This is a genomic window from Streptomyces crystallinus (genome assembly GCF_039521265.1).
Taxonomy (GTDB): domain Bacteria; phylum Actinomycetota; class Actinomycetes; order Streptomycetales; family Streptomycetaceae; genus Streptomyces; species Streptomyces crystallinus.
The window spans coordinates 1-23,385 of sequence record NZ_BAAACA010000036.1 but is presented as its reverse complement, the minus strand read 5'-3'; the positions used below and the strand labels follow the sequence as shown (position 1 = coordinate 23,385).

The window sequence follows — 23,385 nt, the reverse complement described above, 5'->3', positions numbered from 1 at the left end:
GGCGCCTTCAGGGGCGCGGGGAACTGCGCGAGAAGAGACCACCGGCCCGCAGACAAAGCCCGGGCATAAACAGGGGCGCGGGGAACTGCGCGACCAGCCCACCACCCACCCGCAGACAAAGGCCGGGCACAAAGACACCGCGTCCGAAATCCGCCAGTCCCGCTCCGCCCCCACCCGCACACTGGACACGTGACGACGCACGGACAGACCGACGACACCCGGTACGAAGCCGTCAGCAGCCGGGACGCGCGGTTCGACGGGGAGTTCTTCTTCGCCGTGGCGACCACCGGCATCTACTGCCGGCCCAGCTGCCCGGCCGTGACCCCGAAGCGCAAGAACGTCCGGTTCTTCCCGACCGCGGCCGCCGCCCAGGGCCACGGCTTCCGCGCCTGCCGCCGGTGCCGCCCCGACGCGGTGCCGGGCTCGGCGGAGTGGAACGTGCGCGCCGACGTGGTGGGCCGCGCCGTCCGGCTCATCGGCGACGGCGTGGTGGACCGCGAGGGTGTGCCCGGCCTCGCGGTCCGGCTCGGCTACAGCACCCGCCAGGTGCAGCGCCAGCTCACCGCCGAACTCGGCGCGGGCCCGGTCGCGCTCGCCCGCGCCCAGCGCGCCCACACCGCCAGGGTGCTGCTCCAGACCACCGGCCTGCCGGTCACCGACATCGCCTTCGCCGCGGGCTTCGCCAGTGTGCGGCAGTTCAACGACACCATCCGGCAGATCTACGCCCGTACCCCCAGCGCGCTGCGCGAGGAGTCCGGCACCAAGGCCGGACCCGGCTCGGCCGCCTTCGCCGCCGGCATCCCCCTGCGCCTGGCGCACCGGGGCGCGTACGCCGCGGGCCCGGTCTTCGACCTGCTCGCCGAGGAGGCCGTCGCCGGGGTCGAGGAGGTGCGGGGCGAGCCGGGCGCCCGCACCTACCGCCGCACCCTGCGGCTGCCGTACGGCACCGGCATCGTGGCCGTCGAGGAGGCGCGCCCGCGCCGCGGCGGCTGGCTGGAGGCCCGGATCCACCTCACCGACCTGCGCGACCTGACCACCGCCGTCCAGCGTCTGCGCCGTCTCTTCGACCTGGACGCCGACCCGTACGCGGTGGACGAGCGCCTCGCCGCCGACCCCCGCCTCGCCCCCCTGGTCGCGGCCCGGCCCGGGGTGCGCTCCCCGGGGGCCGCCGACCCGGACGAGTACGCGATCAGGGCGCTGGTGGGCCGCGCCGCGGCGAGCGAGCTGACCGAGGCGTACGGGAAGCGGCTCGACCTGCCGTGCGGCTCGCTCACCCGTCTCTTCCCGGAGCCCGCCACCCTCGCCGCGCACCCGGATCAGCCGCTGGCGGAGCTGGCCGCCGCGCTCGCCGACGGGCGGCTGCGCCTGGACGCGGGCGCCGACCGCGAGGAGGCCGTCCGGATTCTGCGCACCCTGCCCGGCCTCGACGAGCGCGCCGTCGCGCTGATCCGTATGCGGGCGCTCGGGGAGCCCGACGTGGGCTTCCCCGGCCTGCTGGGAGAGGGCTCCGACGACGGCGAACGGTGGCGCCCGTGGCGCTCGTACGCCCATCAGCACCTGCTCGCGGCCACGGCGGAGAGCCGCGCGAAGCCCGGCGGATGACCTCGGCCGCCCGTCGGCAGCCCCACACACTCTGCGACGCCGTCGGGGGCGGCACCGGACGGCGTCGGCCGACGGGCGCGGGGCGCCGCCGTCTGGGAACGTCGGTACATGATCCGTCTCGTCCGCGTCCCCCTGGAGCGGTGGTCCGCGTTCGTGCCGGCGCTCGCCGTGGTGCTGCTCGCGCTGACCTGGGGGCGGTCGCTGCCCTCGGGCCTGGTCGCGCTGGTGGCCTGCTTCCTAGCGGGCGCGGTGCTCGCGGCGGTGCACCACGCCGAGGTGGTGGCGCACCGGGTGGGCGAGCCGTTCGGCTCGCTGGTGCTCGCGGTCGCGGTGACGATCATCGAGGTCGCGCTGATCGTCACCCTGATGTCGGACGGCGGCGACAAGAACGCCACGCTGGCCCGCGACACCGTCTTCGCCGCCGTGATGATCACCTGCAACGGCATCGTCGGCGTCTGTCTGCTCGTCGGGGCGCTGCGCCGCAGACTGGCCGTCTTCAACCCCGAGGGCACCGGCGCCGCCTTCGCCACGGTCACCACGCTCGCCGGGCTCAGCCTGGTGCTGCCGACCTTCACCACCAGCAAGCCGGGCCCGCAGTTCTCCACCGCCCAGCTGGTCTTCGCCGCCCTCGCCTCGGTGGCGCTGTACGGGCTGTTCGTGGCCACCCAGACCGTGCGCCACCGGGACTACTTCCTGCCCGTCACCCAGCAGGGCGAGGTGCTCGAGGAGGAGCACGCCGACCCGCCGTCCGCCCGTACCGCGCTGGTCAGCGTGGGGCTGCTGGCGGTGGCGCTGGTCGCCGTCGTCGGCCTCGCCAAGGGCGTCTCGCCGACCATCGAGCGCGGGGTGGCGGCGGCCGGGCTGCCCGCCTCCGTCGTCGGGGTGGTCATCGCCCTGCTCGTCCTGCTCCCCGAGACCATCGCGGCCTCCCGGGCCGCCGCCCGCGACCGGGTGCAGACAAGCCTCAACCTGGCGCTGGGCTCCGCGATGGCGAGCATCGGACTGACCATCCCGGCCGTCGCACTCGCCTCGATCTGGCTCTCGGGGCCGCTGGTGCTGGGGCTCGGCGCCAGCCATATGGTGCTGCTCGCGCTCACCGTCGGGGTCGGCATCCTCACCGTCGTCCCGGGCCGCGCGACCCTCATGCAGGGCGGCGTCCACCTGGCGCTCTTCGCCGGATACCTGGTGCTCGCGGTCAGCCCCTGAGCCGTCGGCCCGAGCACGGCGTCCCCGAGCCGCTTGTCCGGCGGCCTTGTCCGCGGCCCCGCGCCGGGGCGGGCGCACGACGCCGTCCGGTTCGACATGTACGCGTCGAGGATTACACTCGCCTGGACCTTGATTCGGTGCGGGGGGCGGCGGACAGGCGATGATCATCGACGATGACGCGGCACTGCAACTGGTGGTCTCGCTCCACCGGCTGCTGCGCAGTCTGCGCCGGGCCGCCCCGGCCGACGGGATCCAGCCCACCCAGACAGTGCTGCTCTCGCTGCTCACCGAGAGCGGGCCCGCCCGGATCGGCGAGCTCGCGGCCCGGGTGCCGTGCTCCCAGCCGACCGCCACGGCGGCCGTCTCGGGCCTGGAGGCGACGGGTCTGGTGCTGCGCGAGAGCGACCCGACGGACGGCCGCGCGGCCCGGATCGTGCTCACCGAACGCGGCGCCCAAGCCCTGGTGGACGCCGCCCGCGCCGAGGCGGAGGTGCTGGCCTGGCGGCTGGGCGCGCTGGGCGCCGAGGAGGCCCGGGCGGTCGTCGCGCTGGGCCCGCTGCTGCGCCGCCTGGCCGAGGCGGCGCACGACGGCTCCGACCCGGCCAGGCGCGCGTAGCCGCGCCCCGAGCGTCTACTCGCCCTCCAGCCCCCAGCTGTGGATCTTCTCCGGGTGGATCCGGATCAGCTCCTCGCTGAAGTGCGGGCCCAACTCGTGCGGCCCGGTGAGCAGTTCGGCCCTGCCCCGGACCTCCACGCCCCGCACCCGCCACGGCCGTACGCTCACCACGTCGTCCACGACCAGCGCGAGCCGGGGATCGGCCAGCAGGTTGCGCCACTTCTTCGTGGTGCCGAGCGCGTACCCGCCGATCAGGATCGTGCCGTCGTCCTGCGGGAAGAACCCGACCGGGTTCGCCTGCGGCTGCCCCTTGGGGTCCACGGTCGCCAGCCTGCCCAGCCGCTGGGTCCTGAGGTACGCGCGCTCAGCCGCGCTGAATTCGCTCATGGCCCCAGCGTCACACGGGTGAGCGCGGAAAACATCGGCTCCGGGGACCAGCGCGCCCCGGGTCGCGGGACCTCCACCCCGTCCGCGCCCCGACGCGCGGCGGACGGGCGCTCAGGCCCAGATCACCACACCCGCCCACACGCCCACCACGGTCAGACACGCCAGGAGCTCCACCAGCACCGAGTAGCCGCCGGACCGCAGCACCGTACGGGCCGAGGACCAGCCCGCCCCATGGCTGCCGAGCCGTATCCGCTCCGCCCCGTACAGCCCGCCCAGGAATCCCACGACCGCGCCGACCACCGGCAGCAGGAAGAAACCGGCGATCGCCGCGAGGCCGCCCGCGAGCAGGGAGCGCCGGGGCACCCCGGCCGCCTTCAGCCGCCTCGGCGGCAACATCAGCTTGACCGCCTGGGCGAGCAGGAGCAGGCCGGTGGCCCCGGCCAGCACCGCCCAGGCTGTGCCGGTGGCCTCGGTGAGGGCCCACCACGCCACGGCCGCCCACACGATCGCCTGCCCGGGCACCCCGGGCACCAGCACGCCGAGCAGCCCGAGGAGCATCACCAGTCCCATCACCAGGAGCTGCCACACGCCCACCTGCCCAGCGTGCCGGAATCGGGACGTCTGTGCAGGTCGGGGCGGATCGACCGGCGCGGGCCGGCGCGGGCCGGCGACAGCGCGGGCCGGGCGCCGCGAGGCGGACGGGAGTGCGGCGACCGGCCCTACCGGGCCACCCAGCCGCGCTCGTACGCGTGCCAGCCCAGCTGGAGCCGGGTGGTGACGCCGGTCAGCTCCATCAGGCCCTTCACCCGGCGCTGTACGGTCCGCAGCCCCAGGCCCAGCTGTTTGGCCACACTGGCGTCCGTCATCCCGGCCAGCAGCAGCGACAGGACCTCCAGGTCCGTGGCATCCGGTCCCGTCGACTCCTCCCGTACCGCCGAGCCCGCCAGCCGCAGCGGCAGCGCCTCCCGCCACACCGCCTCGAAGAGCCCCATCAGGGACTCCAGGAGGCCGCTGGCGTGCACCACCAGGGCGGCGGGCTCCGCGTCCCGGCCGGTCAGCGGCACCATCGCCAGGCTGCGGTCGGCCACCACCAGCTTGGTCGGCACCCGCTCGACCGTGCGCACCTGCTCCTCGCGCCCCAGCGCCGCCGTGACCTCCACCATCCCGGCGGGCAGGGCCAGCACCTCGCGCTCGATCACCACCCGGTAGGCGACGCCCCGGGTCGCGGCCCGCTCCTCGGACTCGTTGTCCCTCCCGGTCACCGCGACCGGGTTGCCGGTGACCAGCGCGCACACCTCCTCGGCCGCACCGAGCTGGAGCTGGTGGAAGCGGTGGGCGACGGCACTGGCACCGGTCACCACCTCCACCAGGTCGTGCACGGCGGGCTCGGAGGCCCCGGCCCGGAACTCCTCGGCGAGCAGCGCCGCCGCCAGCTCCGCCTGCTTCAGCTCATGGCGCTGCTGGGTGAGCAGGGCGCCGAGCGCCACCCCCGGCGGGGCCGCCACCCACCGGCCGGTCCGGGCCGAGGACTGGGCGGCCAGGCCCTGGCGCTCCAGACGCCGCAGCGCCCGTTCCGTGTCGGGCTCGGGCAGCGCCAGCCGGTGCGCCAGATCCACGACCTCCGCCGCCCCCAGCGCCACCAGCGTCCGGTACGCCGACTCCTGCGTCTCGTCCAGGCCTATCGCTCCGAGCACCCTCGTCCGCCCCTCTCGCGTCCGCCGTCCACGCGTGGCGGGAAACGGCCACGGCGCGAACCCGCCGCACAACATCGTCCCCGCACCTTCCGACGCTCTGCCAAGGTGGCGCAACCGCAGGACCAACAGCCGTCGGCAACAAGGCATTTGCGTGCTTTGTGCGCGGAGTGCTTTGTTCCGGATTCACCTGGGGAGGGGCGATGCGTCCGATATCGCGCACGGCGCCGGGGATGGCGACCGCCGCCGTCCCGGCCGCCACCGCGGTCTCGCCGTCCGCCCACCACCCAAGAACTCGCCGGGCGGCCCTCTCGTGGGGGGAAGGGCCGCCCGGCGTCGGTGCGTTGGGTCGTGTCCGCGTGCGGGCTGCGGAATTGTGTGCTGACCACTTTTACCCGTTCCACGGTTTTCGTACGGCCCGTCCGGTGGACAATAGGGGCATGAGTCAGCAGGGGGAGAGGCGCACCTCGGACGACGACTGGTGGGCTCGGCTGTACGACGAGCCCGCCCCGGACAGCTCACCCGCAGCCGCGGGCGACACCCTCGACGACCGCTTCAAGTCCGTTGCGGAGGCGGTGAGTCCGCCCGTTCCGGACCCCCGGGCGCAGACGCCGTACGAACCGGAGGACCTGCCGGACGCGCGGCCGCCCGCCCCCGACCAGGTCCTGCCCCGGGTCCCCTGGCAGCCGCCCGGCAGCAGGGCGCGGCCCGGCCCGGCCCGTACCTCCGGGTGGTGGGAGCCCTCGGACGCCCTCCCGCCGATGGCCCCGCCGCCGCCCGGGTACCGGCCCGCCGTCCCCGCGCCGCCGCCGAAGCCGCCCGCGGCCCGGCCCACGGCCGAGCCACCGCCGGCGCCGCCGCCCGATCAACCCGCTGCCCCCACCGTCCCGGCCCCGCAGGAGGCAGCCCCCGCTGCCCCCACCGTCCCGGCCCCGCAGGAGGCGGCCCCCGAACCGCCGCCGCCCCCCGCGCCCCGGCCCCAGGTCGGCCATGTGGGGGACCGGCCGCCCACCTACGACGCCGAGCCCACCGCCCTGCCGAACGCACGGCCCGACGGCCTCGGCGAGCTCGTCGCGGACACGGTCCTGGACGGCGCCCGGTACGGGGCGTACGTCCTGCGCGCGGCCTCCGTACGCGGTGACTCGGCCCGCTATCGCGGCGAGCCCCGCCGCGACGCCCTGCTCACCGCCCGGTTCGGGAACGGCGAGGACGCGCTGGTGCTGGTCGCCGTCGCCAGCGGAATGCGGGCCTTCGAGGGCGCGCATCTCGCCGCCGCCGACGCCTGCCGCTGGATCGGCGGCGCCATCGGGCGCAGCCACGCCCGGCTCGCCGACGACATCAGGGCCGGGCGCCGGGGCGACCTCAAGTCCGGGCTGCACCGGCTCACCGACCGCAGCTACGGCAGACTCCGGGCCCGCGCCGCCGAACTGGGCGCGGAGCCCGAGGAGTACACGGCGGGCCTGCGCTGTCTGCTGCTGTCCGCCGATCCCGGCTGCCGCACCCGGGTCTTCTTCGGGGTCGGGCCCGGCGGGCTGTTCCGGCTGCGGGCGGGCGTCTGGCAGGACATCGAGCCCGTGGCGCCCGAGCCGGGCGAGATCAGCGGAGAGCCCGTGGTCGGCTTCGGCTCACCGCCGTCGGAGACCGCCGAGGGCGACCGGCTCACCATGGACCTGCACACCGTGGAGCCAGCCCGCCCCTACATCGACCCGCCCGCCCCACCGGCCGAACCGTTCCGCTTCCGCGCCTCCGTCGCCCGGCCGGGGGACACCCTGCTGCTGTGCAGCGGCGGGCTCGCCGAGCCGTTGCGGGGCGAGCCCGCGCTGGCCAAGGAGCTGGCCGAGCGGTGGGCGGGGAACGGGCCGCCCGGCCTCGCCGGCTTCCTCGCGGACGTCCAGCTGAGGGTGAAGGGCTACGCCGACGACCGTACGGCGGTCGCCGTCTGGGAGGCGTGAGGCGGCGGCCCGTGGATGAATGGGAGCCATGGCCAAACAGAACGTGGCAGAGCAGTTCGTGGACATCCTCGCCCGCGCCGGGGTGCGGCGGATGTACGGCGTCGTCGGCGACAGCCTCAATCCCGTCGTGGACGCCATCCGCCGCACCTCCGGCATCGACTGGATCCAGGTCCGCCACGAGGAGGTGGCCGCCTTCGCGGCCGGCGCCGAGGCCCAGCTCACCGGCACCCTCGCGGCCTGCGCCGGCTCCTGCGGCCCGGGCAACCTCCATCTGATCAACGGCCTCTACGACGCCCACCGCTCGATGGCGCCGGTCCTCGCGCTGGCCTCCCAGATCCCCTCCTCCGAGATCGGTTTGGGTTACTTCCAGGAGACCCACCCCGACCAGCTGTTCCAGGAGTGCTCGCACTACTGCGAGCTCATCTCCAGCCCCAAGCAGATGCCCCGGCTGCTCCAGACGGCCATCCAGCACGCCATCGGCCGCGGCGGCGTCAGCGTGGTCGCGCTCCCCGGCGACGTGGCCTCCGAGCCCGCCCCGGACAAGGCCGTCGAGCACGCCCTGGTCACCTCGCTGCCCTCGGTGCGCCCCGGCGACGAGCAGATCGACAAGCTGGTGAAGCTGGTGGACAGGGCCAAACGGGTGACGCTGTTCTGCGGCAGCGGCACCGCGGGCGCCCACGCCGAGGTCATGGAGTTCGCCGAGCGCGTCAAGGCCCCGGTCGGCCACGCGCTGCGGGGCAAGGAGTGGATCCAGTACGACAACCCGTACGACGTCGGGATGAGCGGGCTGCTCGGCTACGGCGCCGCCTACGAGGCCACCCACGAGTGCGATCTGCTGATCCTGATCGGCACGGACTTCCCGTACAACGCCTTCCTGCCCGATGACGTCAAGATCGTGCAGATCGACGTCCGGCCGGAGCGGCTGGGGCGGCGCTCCCAGCTCGACCTGGCCGTGTGGGGCGACGCCAGGGAGACACTGCGCGGTCTCACCCCGAGGGTGAAGGCCAAGACCGACCGCCGCTTCCTCGACAAGATGCTGAAGAAGCACGCCGACGCGCTGGAGGGCGTCGTCAAGGCGTACACTCGCAAGGTCGACAAGCATGTCCCGATCCACCCCGAGTACGTGGCCTCCGTCCTCGACGAACTCGCCGACGACGACGCGGTGTTCACCGTGGACACCGGGATGTGCAACGTCTGGGCCGCCCGCTATCTCTCGCCCAACGGCAAGCGCCGGATCATCGGCTCGTTCAGCCACGGCTCGATGGCCAACGCGCTGCCGCAGGCGATCGGCGCCCAGTTCACCGACCGCGGCCGCCAGGTGATCTCGATGTCCGGCGACGGCGGGTTCTCCATGCTGATGGGCGACTTCCTGACACTGGTCCAGTACGACCTGCCGGTCAAGATCGTGCTGTTCAACAACTCCTCGCTCGGCATGGTGGAGCTGGAGATGCTGGTGGCGGGTCTGCCGTCGTACGGGACGGACAACCACAACCCCGACTTCGCGGCGATCGCCCGCGCCGCCGGTGCGTACGGCGTACGGGTGGAGAAGCCCAAGCAGCTCGCGGGCGCGCTCAAGGACGCCTTCCGGCACAAGGGGCCCGCCCTGGTCGACGTGGTCACCGACCCCAACGCGCTCTCCATCCCGCCGAAGATCAGCGCCGAGATGGTGTCCGGCTTCGCGCTCTCCGCGAGCAAGATCGTGCTGGACGGCGGGGTCGGCCGGATGCTCCAGATGGCCCGTTCCAATCTGCGCAACGTGCCCCGTCCGTAGACCTGTAAGGCAGATGTCCACCCGGCCGTCTGGCGATGGGGTGATCCTCCATGGTCAGCGCGTCTCTTGGCCGGGTGGCCGCGATGCGTGCCGAACCGCAGGACTTCGCGGCCTTGAGGGCTTGAATCGCGGGCCGGGAGCCCTCTCCACCCTGTGACTCGTCTGTGCGTAAGGGGCGCTGCCCTTCAGTGCCCTCCTCGCGCGTGACCTGCCGCATCCGGTTGCGCGCGCCGTGGAACCGCTCCCGCCGCGTATCCCGTCGGTCGTTGCGGAATCACCATGCGTGACGGGGGGTCGGTGGGGCATGCATCCCGTGAGGGTGTTCGAGACGGAGAGGGACGTGACGACGTGCGGGTGGGGGCTATGACAGAGCGTCAGGGAGGGGGCGGGCCCGAGACGAACGGGGCGTTCCGCAAGGCGAGCGCGCATGCGGTGCTCCAGGGGCAGCTGCGGCGCAGGGTGGGGCGGTCGGACCTCACGGCGGTGCCGGAAGTGCGGCGCGCGCTGCGGGAGTTGCTGGGGCACTGGAAGCACTCGGGGCCGGTCGACGTGGCCGAGCTGCTCACCTGTGAGCTGGTGACCAACGCGCTCATACACACGGACCAGGGGGCGGTGGTGACGGCCACGGTGGCACCGGCGGGACTCCGCGTCGAGGTGCACGACTTCACCCCGGCGCTCCCCGAGGCGTGCGTACCGTCCGCCGACGACGGTACGCACGGCCGGGGCCTGCTCCTCGTGCAGGCGCTCGCGGACGCCTGGGGCGTACGCGCGCACGAGGCGGGCAAGGTCGTCTGGTTCGAGCTCGGCAACGGGACGGCGGGAAGCCTCTGACGCCGTCCGCACTCAGCCGAACTGCTGCTCCAGATCCTTGAGCTTGCGCTCCAGGTGGTCCAGGCGCGGCAGCGTCTGGGTGTCGTCCTCGGCGGTGAGGTCGACGGTCCTGGGCGCCGTCGCGGACTCAGCGTCCGTGACGGCCTGAAGGGAGGGCCGGTTGCGCAGAGGCAGCTGTCCCGGCTCCGGTATGGCGGGCTCCGCGACAGCTTTCGGCTGCCCGGAGCCCGTCCCCGTCCCCATGGACGGGACGTCGATCTGACGGCCGCCGGGCCGCACCCGGCCCATGTGCCGGCCCTGTCGGCTCAGCGCCTTCAGATGCGCCCGCTCCAGCTTCTCCTGCTCGCGCCGGCGCAGCCGGTTCTGCTCCTTGGCCCGCCGGTCCTCGCGTACCTCCTCGACCGCCTCGTCCAGCGTCCGCACCCCTTCGAGGAGCATCAGCGACCAGGCGCCGAACGTCTCGCGGGGGGCCCGCAGCCAGCGGACGATCCGGATCTGCGGCAGCGGGCGGGGCACCAGGCCCTGCTCGCGCAGCGCCGCCCGGCGGGTCTGCTTCAGCGCGCGGTCGAAGAGCACCGCCGCCGAGAGCGACATGCCGGCGAAGAACTGCGGGGCGCCCGCGTGGGCGATGCCGCGTGGCGCGTGCACCCAGTTGAACCAGGCGGCCGCGCCCGCGAACGTCCACACCAGCAGCCGCGAGCCGAGCGCCGCGTCGCCGTGGCTGGCCTCGCGCACGGCGAGCACCGAGCAGAACATGGCGGCGCCGTCGAGGCCGAAGGGGACGAGGTACTCCCAGCCGTCGGTGAGGCCGAGGTTCTGCCGGCCGAAGCCGACCAGACCGTGGAAGGAGAGGGCCGCGGCGACGGCCGCGCAGCAGAACAGGAGCACATAGGAGGCCGTGCCGTAGACGGCTTCCTTGCGGCGCCTGCGCTCCTCGCTGCGCTCCCAGCTGTCGTCGCCGGACGCGCTCTCACCGGTGCGCCTGCCGCGCGTGAGGACGACCAACGCCACGACGACCCCCACGATCATCACGCCGCCCGGAAGCAGCCAGTCCAGAGATATGTCGGTCAGTCGCATGCGGTGTCCCTTGAATCACGTAAGGCGTTCCGGGCGCCATAGTGCTCCTGCCGCACAGGGCCGCAGGCGTTTTCGGGGGAAGAGGCCGTCATTGGCGGCCGGTGGCATACGGATAGGTGCGATCTGCTCGAACTCGCTTGCCAGCGGGGTGAGTTAGGTTCGAATCCGGCTCACCCGGACGAGTGGCGTGGATTCAGGAGGCGGCGCTGAGCTTGGCCACCCGGTCGGCGTCGCAGGTCCGCGGACAGGTGACGCAGGTGTCCTCGGGACGCAGGGTGTAGAAGAGGCAGCAGCTGGCCCGGTCGCGGGTCGGCAGCGGCTCGCCGGCCGGCCCGCTCAGCTCACGGAAGCCCGCGGCGCCCACGTACGGCTTGGTCGAGCCCGGCAGCAGCAGCTCCAGCTCGCCCATCGCCCGGCGCTCCTCGCCCAGCAGCGCGGCCACGTACCAGAGGCCCTCGACGACCTCGTCGGTCGCCATGCCCCACAGCGCCCGCCTGCCGCGCCGCATCCGGGGCCCGAAGCCGTCCAGGACCGGCCCGAGGTGCTCGGCGACGGCCGTGCGGACCTCGGCGCGCAGCGCCTCCTCGTCCGGGACGACCCGGGCGCCGGGCAGCCCGGCCGCCGGGTCCCCGGGCAGACAGGCGAACTCCCGCACCCGTACGGTCAGCCGTCCCAGGGTGCGCTGGAAGGACACGTCCTCCACGGGCACCCGGGGCACCCGGCGGTGCAGGAACCACGGGACCGTGATCAGCAGACAGGCGGGCCAGGCGTAGCGGTGGAAGCCGAAGGAGGCGACGACGTCGGGGCGGGCGCGCTGTCCGTAGTCGCGCAGCACCTGCTCGTCGTCCCAGCCGAGGAAGGCGTCCAGGGCGGCCCCGCCCGCGGCGAGCTGGTGGGCGCCGACCCAGCCGGGGGAGTGGGGGGCCCGCTCGCCGTCCGCCAGCTCTTGGACCCGGACGCCGGGGTAGACGTCGGCCAGCCGCGCGTAGGACGCGGCCAGGGGGCTCGGGAGCAGCGTCGACACAGTCATGCAGGGACCACCGAATCACGATCGTTTGCAGGTAAGGCTTACCTTAGCGGATGCGCGCGATGTTTGAACTGTCGCTTTGTCCGCCTATGGTGCTGGGGGAATACCGAGCGGTAGGAGGGTCTGGGGTGGAGCAGGGCAGAGCGCGCGAGGCGGCGCAGGCGCCGTCCGGGGCTGCCCCTGTGCCCGCGCAGGCCCGCGCGGAGGGCGCTTCCTTCGGGCCCCCGGTACGGGGGGAGCACACCCACAGTGAGCCGCCCGCGCCGCAGGTCAGACGGCACTCGGTGCGCGGCCAGATCCTGGAGGCGCTGCGGGCGGCGCTGGTCGACGGCGAGCTGGTGCCGGGCGAGGTGTACTCGGCGGTGGTGCTCGGCGAGCGGTTCGGCGTCTCGGCCACCCCGGTGCGCGAGGCGATGCAGCGCCTTGCCTCCGAGGGCGCGGTCGAGGTCGTGCCCAACCGGGGCTTCCGGGTCACCGAACGCAGCCCGCGCGAGCTGGCCGAGCTGGCGGAGGTGCGGGCGCTGATCGAGGTGCCGGTGATGCTGCGGCTGGCGCGGTCCGTGCCGGCCGCGCGCTGGGCCGAGCTCCGGCCGCTCGCGGAGGCGACCACGCAGGCGGCGGCGGTCGGTGACCGGGCCGGTTACGCGGAGTCCGACCGCGCGTTCCACCGGGCGGTGCTGGCCCTGGCCGGGAACGAGCAGCTGCTCCAGGTGGCGGAGGATCTGCACCGCCGCTCCCAGTGGCCGCTCTCCGCCGCCCCGGTCGCCCGGCGGGCGGAACTGGTCGCGGACGCGGCGGAGCACCATGCGCTGCTGGACGCGCTGAGCGCGCGGGACTTGACTGTGGTGCAGTCGCTTGTGCGGGAGCACTTCACGGGTTCAGCGCTTTAATGTCGTGCCCGGCCTTTGTCTGCGGCTGAGTGGACGGTTGCTCGCGCAGTTCCCCGCGCCCCTGAAACCCTCGTTCGTCTGCGGGCCGGTGGTCGGTTGCTCGCGCAGTTCCCCGCGCCCCTGGAAACCCGCTTTCGTCTGCGGGTCGGTGGTCGGTTGCTCGCGCAGTTCCCCGCGCCCCTAGGGGGTTGGCCGCGGTCGGAGAACTCAGCTCAGCCACCGATCTTTTAGGGGCGCGGGGAACTGCGCGAGCAACCGCCCACTCACCCGCAGACAAAGGCCGGGCCAAAAAGGGGCGCGGGGAACTGCGCGAGCAACCCACCACACACCCGCAGACAAAGCCCGGGCACTTCAGAACGTCGTCGCCGGGGACGGCGCGAGGTGGGCCGCCAGCCACGTCGGTACCCCGCCCAGCAACCGGAACAGACGCGCCGCCTCCGTCCGCAGACGCGCAGCCTCCGGCTCCGGCTCGGCCTCGGCGAGCGCCGCGAGCGCCGGAGCCGTACCGACCAGATACCCCAGCTCCTCCCGGATCCGCAGCGACTCCGCGAACCCGTGCCGCGCCTCCGCCAACTCCCCGTCCCGCAGGGCGAGTCCGGCCAGATGGCGCCAGGTGAAGGAGAGCAGCAGCGTGTCGCCGTGCGCCGTGGCACCCGCGTGGGCGCGGCGGTAGGCGGCCCGGGCCGCCTGCGGCGCGTCCGCCACGTTCTCGGCGAGCAGCCCCCGCCGGAAGTCGAGCAGCGCCCGCCCCCGCGCCGCCGGGGCGATCAGCGCGGCCGCCCGGCCGAGCGCCGAGCGCGCCTCGTCGGCCCGGTCGCGCACCCCCAGCAGCGTCGAGGCGTACGCGAGCTGCCCCCGCTCGCACGCCGCCGCCCCGCGCTCCTCGTCGTCCCCGGCCACCGCCTCCGCGCCGCGCAGCGCCTCCTCGGCCTCGGCCCAGCCGTCCCCGGTGTACAGACACCGCTCGGTGAGCAGCGCGGCCCGCTGGAGCGCCGCGCCCGGCTCGGCGCTGTGCGGTTCGAGCAGGGCCGCCGCGTCCGTCCAGCAGCCGCGCGAGCGCAGCCGCCACACCGCGATCTGGAGCGGATGGTGCGGATCGAGCGGATCGCCGTTCTCTGCAGTCGTTCCGGAATCAGACATGGCGGAGTACGCCACGTTGCCCTCCCCGAGCGCGCCATCGAGCCGTTGAGTCCGAGCTGTTGAGCCGTGTGGCGAATCTCAGCACGGATTGGCACGCCGGGCCAAGGGCCACGCGTGAATTCCTTCACAAACGGCGAATTGCGGCGCGTCCAGGTGGTGTTCCCTCCCAGCCGCGCCCGCCGCGCGCCCCCTGAGCGCCGGTCTTCGCACCCCCGTCTGCGCCCCGACGCCCGGCGCTCAGCTCATCCGCAGGGCCAGGAAGAAGTCCAGCTTGTCCTCCAGGCGCGAAAGATCACGACCCGTCAGTTGCTCGATCCGGCCCACCCGGTAGCGCAAGGTGTTGACGTGCAGATGCAGCCGGGTCGCGCAGCGGGTCCAGGAGCCGTCGCAGTCGAGGAACGCCTCCAGGGTCGGGATGAGCTCGGCCCGGTGGCGCTGGTCGTAGTCGCGCAGCGGGTCGAGGAGGCGGGCCGTGAAGGCGCGGCGCACGTCGTCCGGGACGAACGGCAGCAGCAGGACGTGCGAGGCCAGCTCGTGGTGGCCGGCGGCGCAGACCCGGCCGGGGCGGGCGGCGGCGACCCGGCGGGCGTGCCGGGCCTCCTCCAGGGCGCCGCGCAGCCCCTCCGCGGAGTGCACGGCGGCGCTGACACCCAGTGTCAGGCGCCCGTCGTCGGCGAGCCCCGCCGAGAGCGGCGCCTGGACCGCCGCGAGCAGCGCGTCCGCGTGCAGCCCGCTGTCGCTGCCCTCGGCGGCGACGGCCGGCAGCGGCACCAGCGCGATGGCCTCGTCGCCCGCGTGGGCGACCGCGATCCGGTCCGAGGACTCGGAGCCCGAGACCGCCGGGTCGACCAGTATCTCCTCCAGCAGGGCCTGGGCCACCGGGCCGCCCGCGACCTCGGCGGCGGTGGCCGCCGACGGGCTCCAGTCGACCCGGGCCACGATCACCTGCCAGTGCGGCGCCGAGCCCAGGCCCGGCAGCAGTACGGGGGCGGCGACCCGCAGCCGGGCCGCGATCTCGGCGGGCGCGGCACCCGTCTGCACCAGTTCGAGGACCTCCTGGGCGAGCCGTCGGCGTACCGCACGGGCCGCGTCGCGGCGGTCGCGCTCCACGGCGATCAGCTGGGTGACGCCCTGGAGCAGGTCGAGCCGGGCGGCGGGCCAGTCGCCCGCGTCCGCCTCCACGGCGAGCAGCCAGTCCGACAGGACCGTCTCGCGCACGTCGCGGGCGGCCGGGGCCGCCCCGCGCCCGCTGTGGCGGATCGGGAAGAGCGAGTACGTGGTGCCGTGGACCACGGCCCGGTGCGGCCCCCGGCGGCCGGTGCGGGTCGCGCCGAGGTGTTCACCCGCCAGGGTGGCGCCGACGGACGGGGCGAGCGGTTCGCCCGCGCCCGCGATCTGCCGCCCGGTGGGGGAGAGCACCCAGGCCCGCAGGTCCAGGTCGGAGCCGAGCAGGTCCAGGACGACCTCCGGGCCGCCCCCGGCGGGCCCCGAGGTCATCAGCCGCCGGTGCCGGTCCACCACGGCCGCCAGGTCGCCGGCCCGCTCGCCGGAGACCTGGCGCACCACGTGCTCGGTGATGGTGGCGAAGGCGACCGACTCGTTCACCGCGAACAGCGGCAGCCGGTGCTGTGTACACGCACGGATCAGGTCATCCGGGATCGCGCCCAGCTCGGCCTCGCCGGCCGCCAGGCCCACCACCCCGGCTCCGGCCAGGATCCGTACGAATGGCTCGGAATCGTCGGCGTCACGGCGCCAGGCGAGGCCGGTCAGGACCAGCTCGCCGCCGGAGAGATAGCGGCTCGGATCGCGCAGGTCAGTGGTCATCACACCGCGTACGGTGCGGTCCAGCTCGTCCTCGCCGCCGAGCAGCCGCAGCCCCAGCGCGTCGGTCTCCAGAAGTGCGCGCAGCCGCATCGCGTGTCGCCGCCGATCTGTCTTGTTGTTGCCGGTGGAAAACGGTGGGGTAACTGAGCACCGCCTTTCATACGAATCTACAAGACGTAGATGGAGACCAGCCAACTCCTTCATGGTTTCGGTGACTGCACCCGGCGGAGTGAGGCTTGTGTACTGGGGCCACACAGCGTTAACAGCACATGAACGACTTCATCAGCCAAGGGCCTGCCGTCCCCGGGACCCGCGCGAACGACCCCGATTGAGAAGAAGAGAGCCACTCATGGACTTCCTTCGCCCCGCCAGCTGGGAGGAGGCGCTCGCCGCCAAGGCCGAGCACCCCACGGCTGTGCCCATTGCGGGTGGCACCGATGTGATGGTCGAGATCAACTTCGACCACCGCCGGCCCGAGTACCTTCTGGACCTGAACCGCATCGAGCTGCTGCGCGCGTGGGAGACCGGCGAGGAGACCGTACGGCTCGGCGCGTCCGTGTCGTACACCCAGATCATGGAGAACCTGCGGGCCGAGCTGCCGGGCCTGGCGCTCGCCTCGCACACCGTCGCCTCCCCGCAGATCCGCAACCGCGGCGGCGTCGGCGGCAACCTCGGCACCGCCTCCCCGGCCGGTGACGCCCACCCGGCGCTGCTCGCCGCGGGCGCCGAGGTCGAGGTGGAGTCGGTGCGCGGCTCCCGGCTGATCCCGATCGACGAGTTCTACACCGGTGTCAAGCGCAACGCGATGGCGCCGGACGAGCTCATCAAGACCGTCCACATCAAGAAGGCGGACGGCCCCCAGCAGTACTCCAAGGTCGGCACCCGCAACGCGATGGTCATCGCGGTCTGCGCCTTCGGCCTGGCCCTGCACCCCGAGACCCGGACGGTCCGCACCGGTATCGGCTCCGCCGCCCCGACCCCGGTCCGGGCCACGGCCGCCGAGGAGTTCCTGAACGCCGCGCTCGACGAGGGCGGGTTCTGGGAGAGCGGCAAGATCATCACTCCCTCGATCGCCAAGCAGTTCGCGGAGCTCGCCTCCGCCTCCTGCAACCCGATCGACGACGTACGAGGCACTGCCAAGTACCGCCGGCACGCCGTGGGCATCATGGCCCGCCGCACGCTGGGCTGGACCTGGGAGCAGTACCGCGGCACCGGCCGCTCGCTTGAAGGAGCTGCATAACCATGCGCGTCAATTTCACGGTCAACGGCCGCAAGCAGGAAGCCGACGACGTCTGGGAGGGCGAGAGCCTTCTGTACGTCCTGCGCGAGCGCATGGGTCTTCCGGGTTCGAAGAACGCCTGTGAGCAGGGCGAGTGCGGCTCCTGCACGGTCCGCCTGGACGGTGTGCCGGTCTGTTCGTGTCTGGTTGCGGCCGGTCAGGTCGAGGGCCGCGAGGTCGTCACGGTCGAGGGCCTGGCCGACTACGCCAAGCACCGCGAGGAAGCCCACCCCGGCGGCGCCTGTGCCTCGGGTGCCTGCGGCACCTCCATCGACGCCGCCCAGCGCTGGCAGGCCAAGCCCGCCGACGGCCGCAGCGCCGAGTCCGGCGAGCTCTCCCCGGTCCAGCAGGCGTTCATCGACGCCGGCGCCGTGCAGTGCGGCTTCTGCACCCCGGGTCTGCTGGTGGCCGCCGACGAGCTCCTGGAGCGCAACGCCTCCCCGTCCGACCAGGACATCCGCGAGGCCCTGTCCGGCAACCTCTGCCGCTGCACCGGTTACGAGAAGATCCTCGACGCGGTCCGCCTCGCGGCCGCCCGTCAGGAAGAGGCGGTCTGACGATCATGGCCACCACTGGTACTCCCACCAACATCACCCAGGGCTCCAAGACCAAGGGCGGCATCGGCGAGTCGACGCTGCGCCCGGACGGCACCCTCAAGGTCACCGGTGAGTTCGCGTACTCCTCGGACATGTGGCACGAGGACATGCTCTGGGGCCAGACCCTGCGCTCCACGGTCGCCCACGCCGAGATCCGCTCCATCGACATCTCCGAGGCCGTCGCGATGCCCGGCGTCTACGCCGTGCTGACCTACGACGACCTGCCGGCCGAGATGAAGCACTACGGCCTGGAGATCCAGGACACCCCCGTCCTGGCCCACGGCAAGGTCCGCCACCACGGCGAGCCGGTGGCGCTGGTCGCCGCCGACCACCCGGAGACCGCGCGCCGCGCCGCCGCCAAGATCAAGATCGACTATGCCGAGCTGCCGGTCATCACGGACGAGGCGTCCGCGACCGCCCCCGACGCGATCCTGGTCCACGAGGGCCGCGACGACCACCACATCGGCCATGTACCGCACCCCAACATCGTGCACCGCCAGCCGATCGTGCGCGGAAACGCCGACGAGGCCGCCGAGCGCGCCGATGTGATCGTCAAGGGCGAGTACACCTTCGGCATGCAGGACCAGGCCTTCCTCGGCCCCGAGTCCGGCCTGGCCGTGCCGTCCGAGGACGGCGGCGTCGAGCTGTACGTCGCCACCCAGTGGCTGCACTCGGACCTCAAGCAGATCGCTCCGGTCCTCGGCCTGCCCGAGGAGAAGGTCCGGATGACGCTCTCCGGCGTCGGCGGCGCCTTCGGCGGCCGCGAGGACATCTCGATGCAGATCCACGCCTGTCTGCTGGCGCTGCGCACCGGCAAGCCGGTCAAGATCGTCTACAACCGGTTCGAGTCCTTCTTCGGCCACGTCCACCGCCACCCGGCGAAGCTCTACTACGAGCACGGCGCCACCAAGGACGGCAAGCTCACGCACATGAAGTGCAAGATCGTCCTGGACGGCGGCGCCTATGCGTCGGCCTCCCCGGCGGTCGTCGGCAACGCCTCCTCGCTCAGCGTCGGCCCGTATGTGATCGACGACGTCGACATCGAGGCCATCGCCCTCTACACCAACAACCCGCCCTGCGGCGCCATGCGCGGCTTCGGCGCGGTCCAGGCGTGCTTCGCCTACGAGGCGCAGATGGACAAGCTGGCGGCGAAGCTGGGCATCGACCCGGTCGAGTTCCGGCAGCTGAACGCCATGGAGCAGGGCACGATCATGCCGACGGGCCAGCCGGTCGACTCCCCGGCCCCGGTCGCCGAGCTGCTGCGCCGCGTGAAGGCCCGTCCGCTGCCGCCCGAGCAGCAGTGGGCGACCGCCGGCGAGCAGGCCGACGTCCGCGCGCTGCCCGGCGGCCTGTCCAACACCACGCACGGCGAAGGTGTCGTGCGGGGTGTGGGCTACGCGGTCGGCATCAAGAACGTCGGCTTCTCCGAGGGCTTCGACGACTACTCCACCGCCAAGGTGCGCATGGAGGTCGTGGGCGGCGAGCCGGTCGCCACCGTGCACACCGCGATGGCGGAGGTCGGCCAGGGCGGTGTCACCGTCCACGCGCAGATCGCCCGCACCGAGCTCGGCGTCACCCAGGTGACCATCCACCCGGCCGACACCCAGGTCGGCTCGGCCGGCTCCACCTCGGCCTCGCGCCAGACGTACGTCACCGGCGGCGCGGTCAAGAACACCTGCGAGCACGTCCGCGAGGCCGTCCTGGAGATCGGCCGCCGCAAGTTCGGCTCGTACCACCCGGCCTGGGCGACGGCCGAACTCCTCCTGGAGGGCGGCAAGGTCGTCACCGACGGCGGCGAGGTCCTCGCGGACCTCGTGGACGTCCTGGAGGACGAGGCGGTGGAGCTGGAGCTGGAGTGGCGCCACCGTCCCACCGAGGCCTTCGACCTGCGCACCGGCCAGGGCAACGGCCACGTCCAGTACTCGTTCGCCGCGCACCGCGCGGTCGTCGAGGTGGACACCGAGCTCGGCCTGGTCAAGGTCGTCGAGCTGGCGGTCGCCCAGGACGTCGGCAAGGCGCTCAACCCGCTGTCCGTCGTCGGTCAGATCCAGGGTGGCACCACCCAGGGCCTGGGCGTGGCGGTCATGGAGGAGATCATCGTCGACCCGAAGACCGCGAAGGTGCGCAACCCCTCCTTCACGGACTACCTCATCCCCACCATCCTCGACACGCCGACCATCCCGGTCGACGTGCTCGAACTCGCCGACGAGCACGCCCCGTACGGGCTGCGCGGCATCGGCGAGGCCCCGACCCTGTCGTCCACCCCGGCCGTCCTCGCGGCGATCCGGAACGCGACGGGCCTGGAGCTGAACAGGACGCCGGTCCGCCCCGAGCACCTCACCGGTACCGAGTCGTCCTGACCCCCGAGCCCTCCGGGCGGTGCGTGCCTTCACCTGGAACGTCACACTTCCGAACGGCCCGCACCGCCCGGAGCACAGAAGTACCGCACCGCTCGCGGTCCTTCACCGCCCCACCCGCAGTACCACCGGCACCACCAGGCACACCGAATGACCAGCACCGCACCCGTACCGCGGTACCGCGACCGGTACCCCCGCCGTACGAGGAAACGTTCGTCTCGGGCCGTCCCCCGGGTCGTGCAGCCCACGCACCATCCCAAATCCCGCAGCTTGTCTGACTGAGATCTCAAGTCTTATGCGGGTGCCCCTTTGAACCTTGGGAGTAGGCACCATGACCCAGCAGTCTGTGGAGCCCAGGACCACCGCCGAGGAGGCGGGCTCCGGCTCGCGCGTCCCCGCCGGCAGGTCCTGGCTCGACCGGTACTTTCACATAACGGACAGAGGATCCACGGTCGCGCAAGAGGTGCGCGGCGGCATCACCACCTTCATGGCGATGTGCTACATCCTCCTGCTCAACCCGCTGATCCTCTCGACGCCCGACGTCGACAAGCACACGCTGGGCCATGCGGGCCTGGTGACCGCCACCGCCCTCGCGGCCGCGGCCAGCACGCTGCTGATGGGCTTCTTCGGCAAGGTCCCGCTCGCGCTGGCCGCCGGACTGAACGTCTCCGCGGCCCTGACCACCCAGGTGGTCCCCAACATGACCTGGCCGCAGGCCATGGGCATGTGCGTCATGTACGGCGTGGTCATCATGCTGCTGGTCGTCACCGGCCTGCGCGAGATGATCATGAACGCCATCCCGCTGCCCCTCAAGCACGCCATCACCATGGGCATCGGCATGTTCGTCGCCCTGCTCGGCCTGGTGAAGGCCGGCTTCGTCGGCAAGGGCCAGGGCGGCCCCGTCACCCTCGGCGCCACCGGCGAGCTGGTCGGCTGGCCGGTCCTCTTCTTCGCGGTGACCCTGCTCCTGATCTTCGCCCTCCAGGCGCGCAACATCCCCGGCGCGATCCTGATCGGCATCGTGACCGGCACGGTCCTCTCGCTCGTGGTCACCAAGGTCGCCGGGCTGAGCGACAAGGACTGGGGCGGCCTCGCCCCCGGCCTGGACGGTAGCGCGGTCGCCAAGCCCGACTTCGGCCTCTTCGGCGACGTCGAGTTCGGCGGCTGGGGCCAGATCGGCGCCATCAGCGTCGGCATGATCGTCTTCACCCTGGTGCTGGCCGGCTTCTTCGACGCGATGGCCACCATCATCGGCGTCGGCCAGGAGGCCAAGCTCGCCGACGACAAGGGCCGGATGCCGGGCCTGTCCAAGGCCCTGTTCATCGACGGCGCGGGCGGCGCGATCGGCGGCGTCTCCGGCGCCTCCGGCCAGACCGTCTTCATCGAGTCCGCCACCGGCGCCGGCGAGGGCGCCCGCACCGGCCTCTCCTCGGTCGTCACCGGCCTCTTCTTCGCGGCCTGTCTCTTCTTCACCCCGCTCACCCAGTTGGTCCCGGCCCAGGTGGCCGCCGCCGCGCTGGTCGTGATCGGCTCGATGATGATGAGCGCGGCCAAGCACGTGGACTGGAACGACCGCTCGGTGTCGATCCCGGTGTTCCTCACCGTGGCCCTGATGCCGTTCACGTACAACATCACCGCCGGTGTCGGCGCGGGTGTCATCTCCTACACCGTCATCAAGGCGGCGCAGGGCAAGTGGCGGGAGATCGGCGGGTTCATGTGGGCCCTGTCCGGCATCTTCCTCGTCTACTTCGCGCTCAGCCCCATCGAGAGCTGGCTGGGCGTCAAGTAGGCCACGACCAGGGCGTACGACCGGACGCCCTCCACCATCCGTTCGTTAAGGAGACCGCACATGCTGGACATCGCCGAAGAGCTCAGCCGGTGGGTCGAGCAGGGTCGCGACTTCGCGGTGGCCACCGTGGTGGCCGTCGGCGGCAGCGCGCCCCGCCAGCCCGGCGCGGCGCTCGCCGTCGACGGCGAGGGCACGGCGATCGGTTCGGTCTCGGGCGGATGTGTGGAGGGCGCGGTCTACGAGCTGTGCCAGCAGGCCCTGGCGGACGGCGAGCCCGTCCTCGAACGCTTCGGCTACAGCGACGAGGACGCGTTCGCGGTCGGTCTGACCTGCGGCGGAATCATCGACATCCTGGTGACCCCGGTGCCCGCCGACTCCCCTTCCCGGCCGGTGTTCGCCACGGCCCTGGCGGCCGCGGCGCGCGACGAGGCCGCGGCCCTGGCCCGTGTCACCGAGGGCCCCTCCGACCTGGTCGGCCGCCCTCTTCTGGTCCACCCCGACGGTACGTACGAGGGCGCCCTCGGCGGCCACCCCGAGCTGGACCGGGCGGTGGCGGACGAGGCGCGGGCCATGCTGGACGCGGGCCGCACGGGCACGCTGACCCTCGGCGCCGACGGTCGGCTGTGCGGACAGCCGCTCACGGTTTTGGTCGAGTCGAGCGTCCCCCCGCCCCGGATGATCGTCTTCGGCGCGATCGACTTCGCCTCGGCGCTGGTACGGGTGGGGAAGTTCCTCGGCTACCGCGTCACGGTGTGCGACGCCCGCCCCGTCTTCGCCACGCCGGCCCGCTTCCCCGAGGCGGACGAGATCGTGGTGGAGTGGCCGCACCGCTACCTGGCCTCGACGGAGGTCGACTCCCGTACGGTGCTGTGCGTCCTCACCCATGACGCGAAGTTCGATGTGCCGCTGCTGGAGCTGGCGCTGCGGCTGCCGGTCGCGTACGTCGGTGCGATGGGCTCACGCCGTACGCACGAGGACCGCAACGCGCGGCTGCGCGAGGTCGGCGTCACGGAGCTGGAGCTGGCCCGCCTCCGCTCGCCGATCGGCCTCGATCTCGGTGCGCGCACCCCGGAGGAGACGGCGCTGTCGATCGCGGCGGAGATCGTGGCGAACCGGCGCGGGGGTACGGGGGTGTCGCTGACGGGTGCGCACACCCCGATCCATCACGAGGGGCCTGACGGGGCGGTGGGGCGGATAGGTTCGGTGGCGTAGCTCTCCCCACCCCGCCCGTTCCCTGAAGCCCTCGGCCGGGCGGCTCGGTTCGTCGTCTGCGGACCGTCCCCAACTGGTCGCGCAGTTCCCCGCGCCCCTGAATGCGCCCCTGCGGGGCGCCCCAGGGGATTGCCGCGG

At 73.1% G+C, this 23,385-nt stretch carries 19 protein-coding genes; 12 read left to right on the top strand and 7 right to left on the bottom strand.

Translation table 11 applies throughout. The annotated features are described in order from the left end of the window. The first annotated feature begins 189 nt into the window (after positions 1-189). The 3 genes from ABD236_RS25280 to ABD236_RS25270 all read left to right on the top strand — a co-directional run bounded on the left by ABD236_RS25280 (position 190) and on the right by ABD236_RS25270 (position 3,424). A complete protein-coding gene (locus ABD236_RS25280; RefSeq protein WP_344077165.1) occupies positions 190-1,602 on the top strand; it encodes a DNA-3-methyladenine glycosylase 2 family protein in 1,413 nt (470 codons plus the stop codon). Positions 1,603-1,710: 108 nt separating this feature from the next. Next, on the top strand, positions 1,711-2,808 hold the full coding sequence (locus tag ABD236_RS25275) for a calcium:cation antiporter (RefSeq protein WP_344077163.1): 1,098 nt from the start codon (positions 1,711-1,713) through the stop codon (positions 2,806-2,808). Between the two features lie 160 nt (positions 2,809-2,968). Then, the gene (locus ABD236_RS25270; RefSeq protein WP_344077161.1) at positions 2,969-3,424 is read left to right on the top strand and encodes a MarR family winged helix-turn-helix transcriptional regulator; all 456 of its coding nucleotides are present in this window, start codon (positions 2,969-2,971) and stop codon (positions 3,422-3,424) included. Between the two features lie 15 nt (positions 3,425-3,439). Here the strand turns inward: ABD236_RS25270 and ABD236_RS25265 are convergent, their stop codons facing one another. The 3 genes from ABD236_RS25265 to ABD236_RS25255 form a co-directional block, all read right to left on the bottom strand. Then, a complete protein-coding gene (locus ABD236_RS25265) occupies positions 3,440-3,811 on the bottom strand; it encodes a PPOX class F420-dependent oxidoreductase (protein WP_344077159.1) in 372 nt (123 codons plus the stop codon). 111 nt (positions 3,812-3,922) lie between these two features. Continuing rightward, a complete protein-coding gene (locus ABD236_RS25260) occupies positions 3,923-4,405 on the bottom strand; it encodes a DUF456 domain-containing protein (protein ID WP_344077156.1) in 483 nt (160 codons plus the stop codon). Between the two features lie 125 nt (positions 4,406-4,530). Continuing rightward, entirely contained in the window at positions 4,531-5,505 is a 975-nt protein-coding gene (locus tag ABD236_RS25255) for a helix-turn-helix domain-containing protein (protein WP_344077154.1), read from the bottom strand. Positions 5,506-5,942: 437 nt separating this feature from the next. Between ABD236_RS25255 and ABD236_RS25250 the strand changes: the two genes are divergently transcribed. The 3 genes from ABD236_RS25250 to ABD236_RS25240 all read left to right on the top strand — a co-directional run bounded on the left by ABD236_RS25250 (position 5,943) and on the right by ABD236_RS25240 (position 10,056). After that, on the top strand, positions 5,943-7,454 hold the full coding sequence (locus ABD236_RS25250; RefSeq protein ID WP_344077152.1) for a protein phosphatase 2C domain-containing protein: 1,512 nt from the start codon (positions 5,943-5,945) through the stop codon (positions 7,452-7,454). A gap of 28 nt (positions 7,455-7,482) precedes the next feature. Beyond that, on the top strand, positions 7,483-9,225 hold the full coding sequence (locus tag ABD236_RS25245; protein ID WP_344077150.1) for a pyruvate dehydrogenase: 1,743 nt from the start codon (positions 7,483-7,485) through the stop codon (positions 9,223-9,225). 363 nt (positions 9,226-9,588) lie between these two features. Then, positions 9,589-10,056: an ATP-binding protein gene (locus ABD236_RS25240; RefSeq protein WP_344077148.1), complete on the top strand. Its 468-nt coding sequence runs from the start codon at positions 9,589-9,591 to the stop codon at positions 10,054-10,056. 12 nt (positions 10,057-10,068) lie between these two features. Here ABD236_RS25240 and ABD236_RS25235 read toward each other — a convergent pair whose 3' ends face one another. Both ABD236_RS25235 and ABD236_RS25230 read right to left on the bottom strand, forming a co-directional pair. Beyond that, positions 10,069-11,133 carry a DUF2637 domain-containing protein gene (locus ABD236_RS25235; protein ID WP_344077146.1) on the bottom strand — a complete coding sequence of 355 codons (1,065 nt, stop codon included), beginning with the start codon at positions 11,131-11,133 and terminating at the stop codon, positions 10,069-10,071. Positions 11,134-11,326: 193 nt separating this feature from the next. After that, positions 11,327-12,163: a (2Fe-2S)-binding protein gene (locus ABD236_RS25230; protein WP_344077144.1), complete on the bottom strand. Its 837-nt coding sequence runs from the start codon at positions 12,161-12,163 to the stop codon at positions 11,327-11,329. 125 nt (positions 12,164-12,288) lie between these two features. On the opposite strand from ABD236_RS25230, the gene ABD236_RS25225 reads away from it, so the two are divergent. Continuing rightward, a complete protein-coding gene (locus ABD236_RS25225) occupies positions 12,289-13,050 on the top strand; it encodes a GntR family transcriptional regulator (protein ID WP_344077142.1) in 762 nt (253 codons plus the stop codon). A 351-nt stretch (positions 13,051-13,401) separates the two neighbouring features. Here ABD236_RS25225 and ABD236_RS25220 read toward each other — a convergent pair whose 3' ends face one another. After that, complete coding sequence (locus ABD236_RS25220) at positions 13,402-14,190, bottom strand: hypothetical protein (RefSeq protein ID WP_344077140.1); 789 nt, start codon at positions 14,188-14,190, stop codon at positions 13,402-13,404. Positions 14,191-14,427: 237 nt separating this feature from the next. After that, positions 14,428-16,104: a PucR family transcriptional regulator ligand-binding domain-containing protein gene (locus ABD236_RS25215; protein WP_344077138.1), complete on the bottom strand. Its 1,677-nt coding sequence runs from the start codon at positions 16,102-16,104 to the stop codon at positions 14,428-14,430. Between the two features lie 259 nt (positions 16,105-16,363). Between ABD236_RS25215 and ABD236_RS25210 the strand changes: the two genes are divergently transcribed. From ABD236_RS25210 to ABD236_RS25190, 5 genes are all read left to right on the top strand, one after another. Further along, a complete protein-coding gene (locus tag ABD236_RS25210) occupies positions 16,364-17,254 on the top strand; it encodes an FAD binding domain-containing protein (RefSeq protein ID WP_344077136.1) in 891 nt (296 codons plus the stop codon). A 2-nt stretch (positions 17,255-17,256) separates the two neighbouring features. Beyond that, on the top strand, positions 17,257-17,850 hold the full coding sequence (locus tag ABD236_RS25205; protein WP_344077134.1) for a (2Fe-2S)-binding protein: 594 nt from the start codon (positions 17,257-17,259) through the stop codon (positions 17,848-17,850). Between the two features lie 5 nt (positions 17,851-17,855). Further along, positions 17,856-20,249: a xanthine dehydrogenase family protein molybdopterin-binding subunit gene (locus ABD236_RS25200; protein ID WP_344077132.1), complete on the top strand. Its 2,394-nt coding sequence runs from the start codon at positions 17,856-17,858 to the stop codon at positions 20,247-20,249. Positions 20,250-20,577: 328 nt separating this feature from the next. Next, complete coding sequence (locus ABD236_RS25195; protein WP_344077130.1) at positions 20,578-22,035, top strand: NCS2 family permease; 1,458 nt, start codon at positions 20,578-20,580, stop codon at positions 22,033-22,035. A gap of 60 nt (positions 22,036-22,095) precedes the next feature. Further along, positions 22,096-23,247, top strand: a complete 1,152-nt coding sequence (locus ABD236_RS25190; RefSeq protein WP_344077128.1) for an XdhC family protein — start codon at positions 22,096-22,098, stop codon at positions 23,245-23,247. The last annotated feature ends 138 nt before the right edge of the window (positions 23,248-23,385 follow it).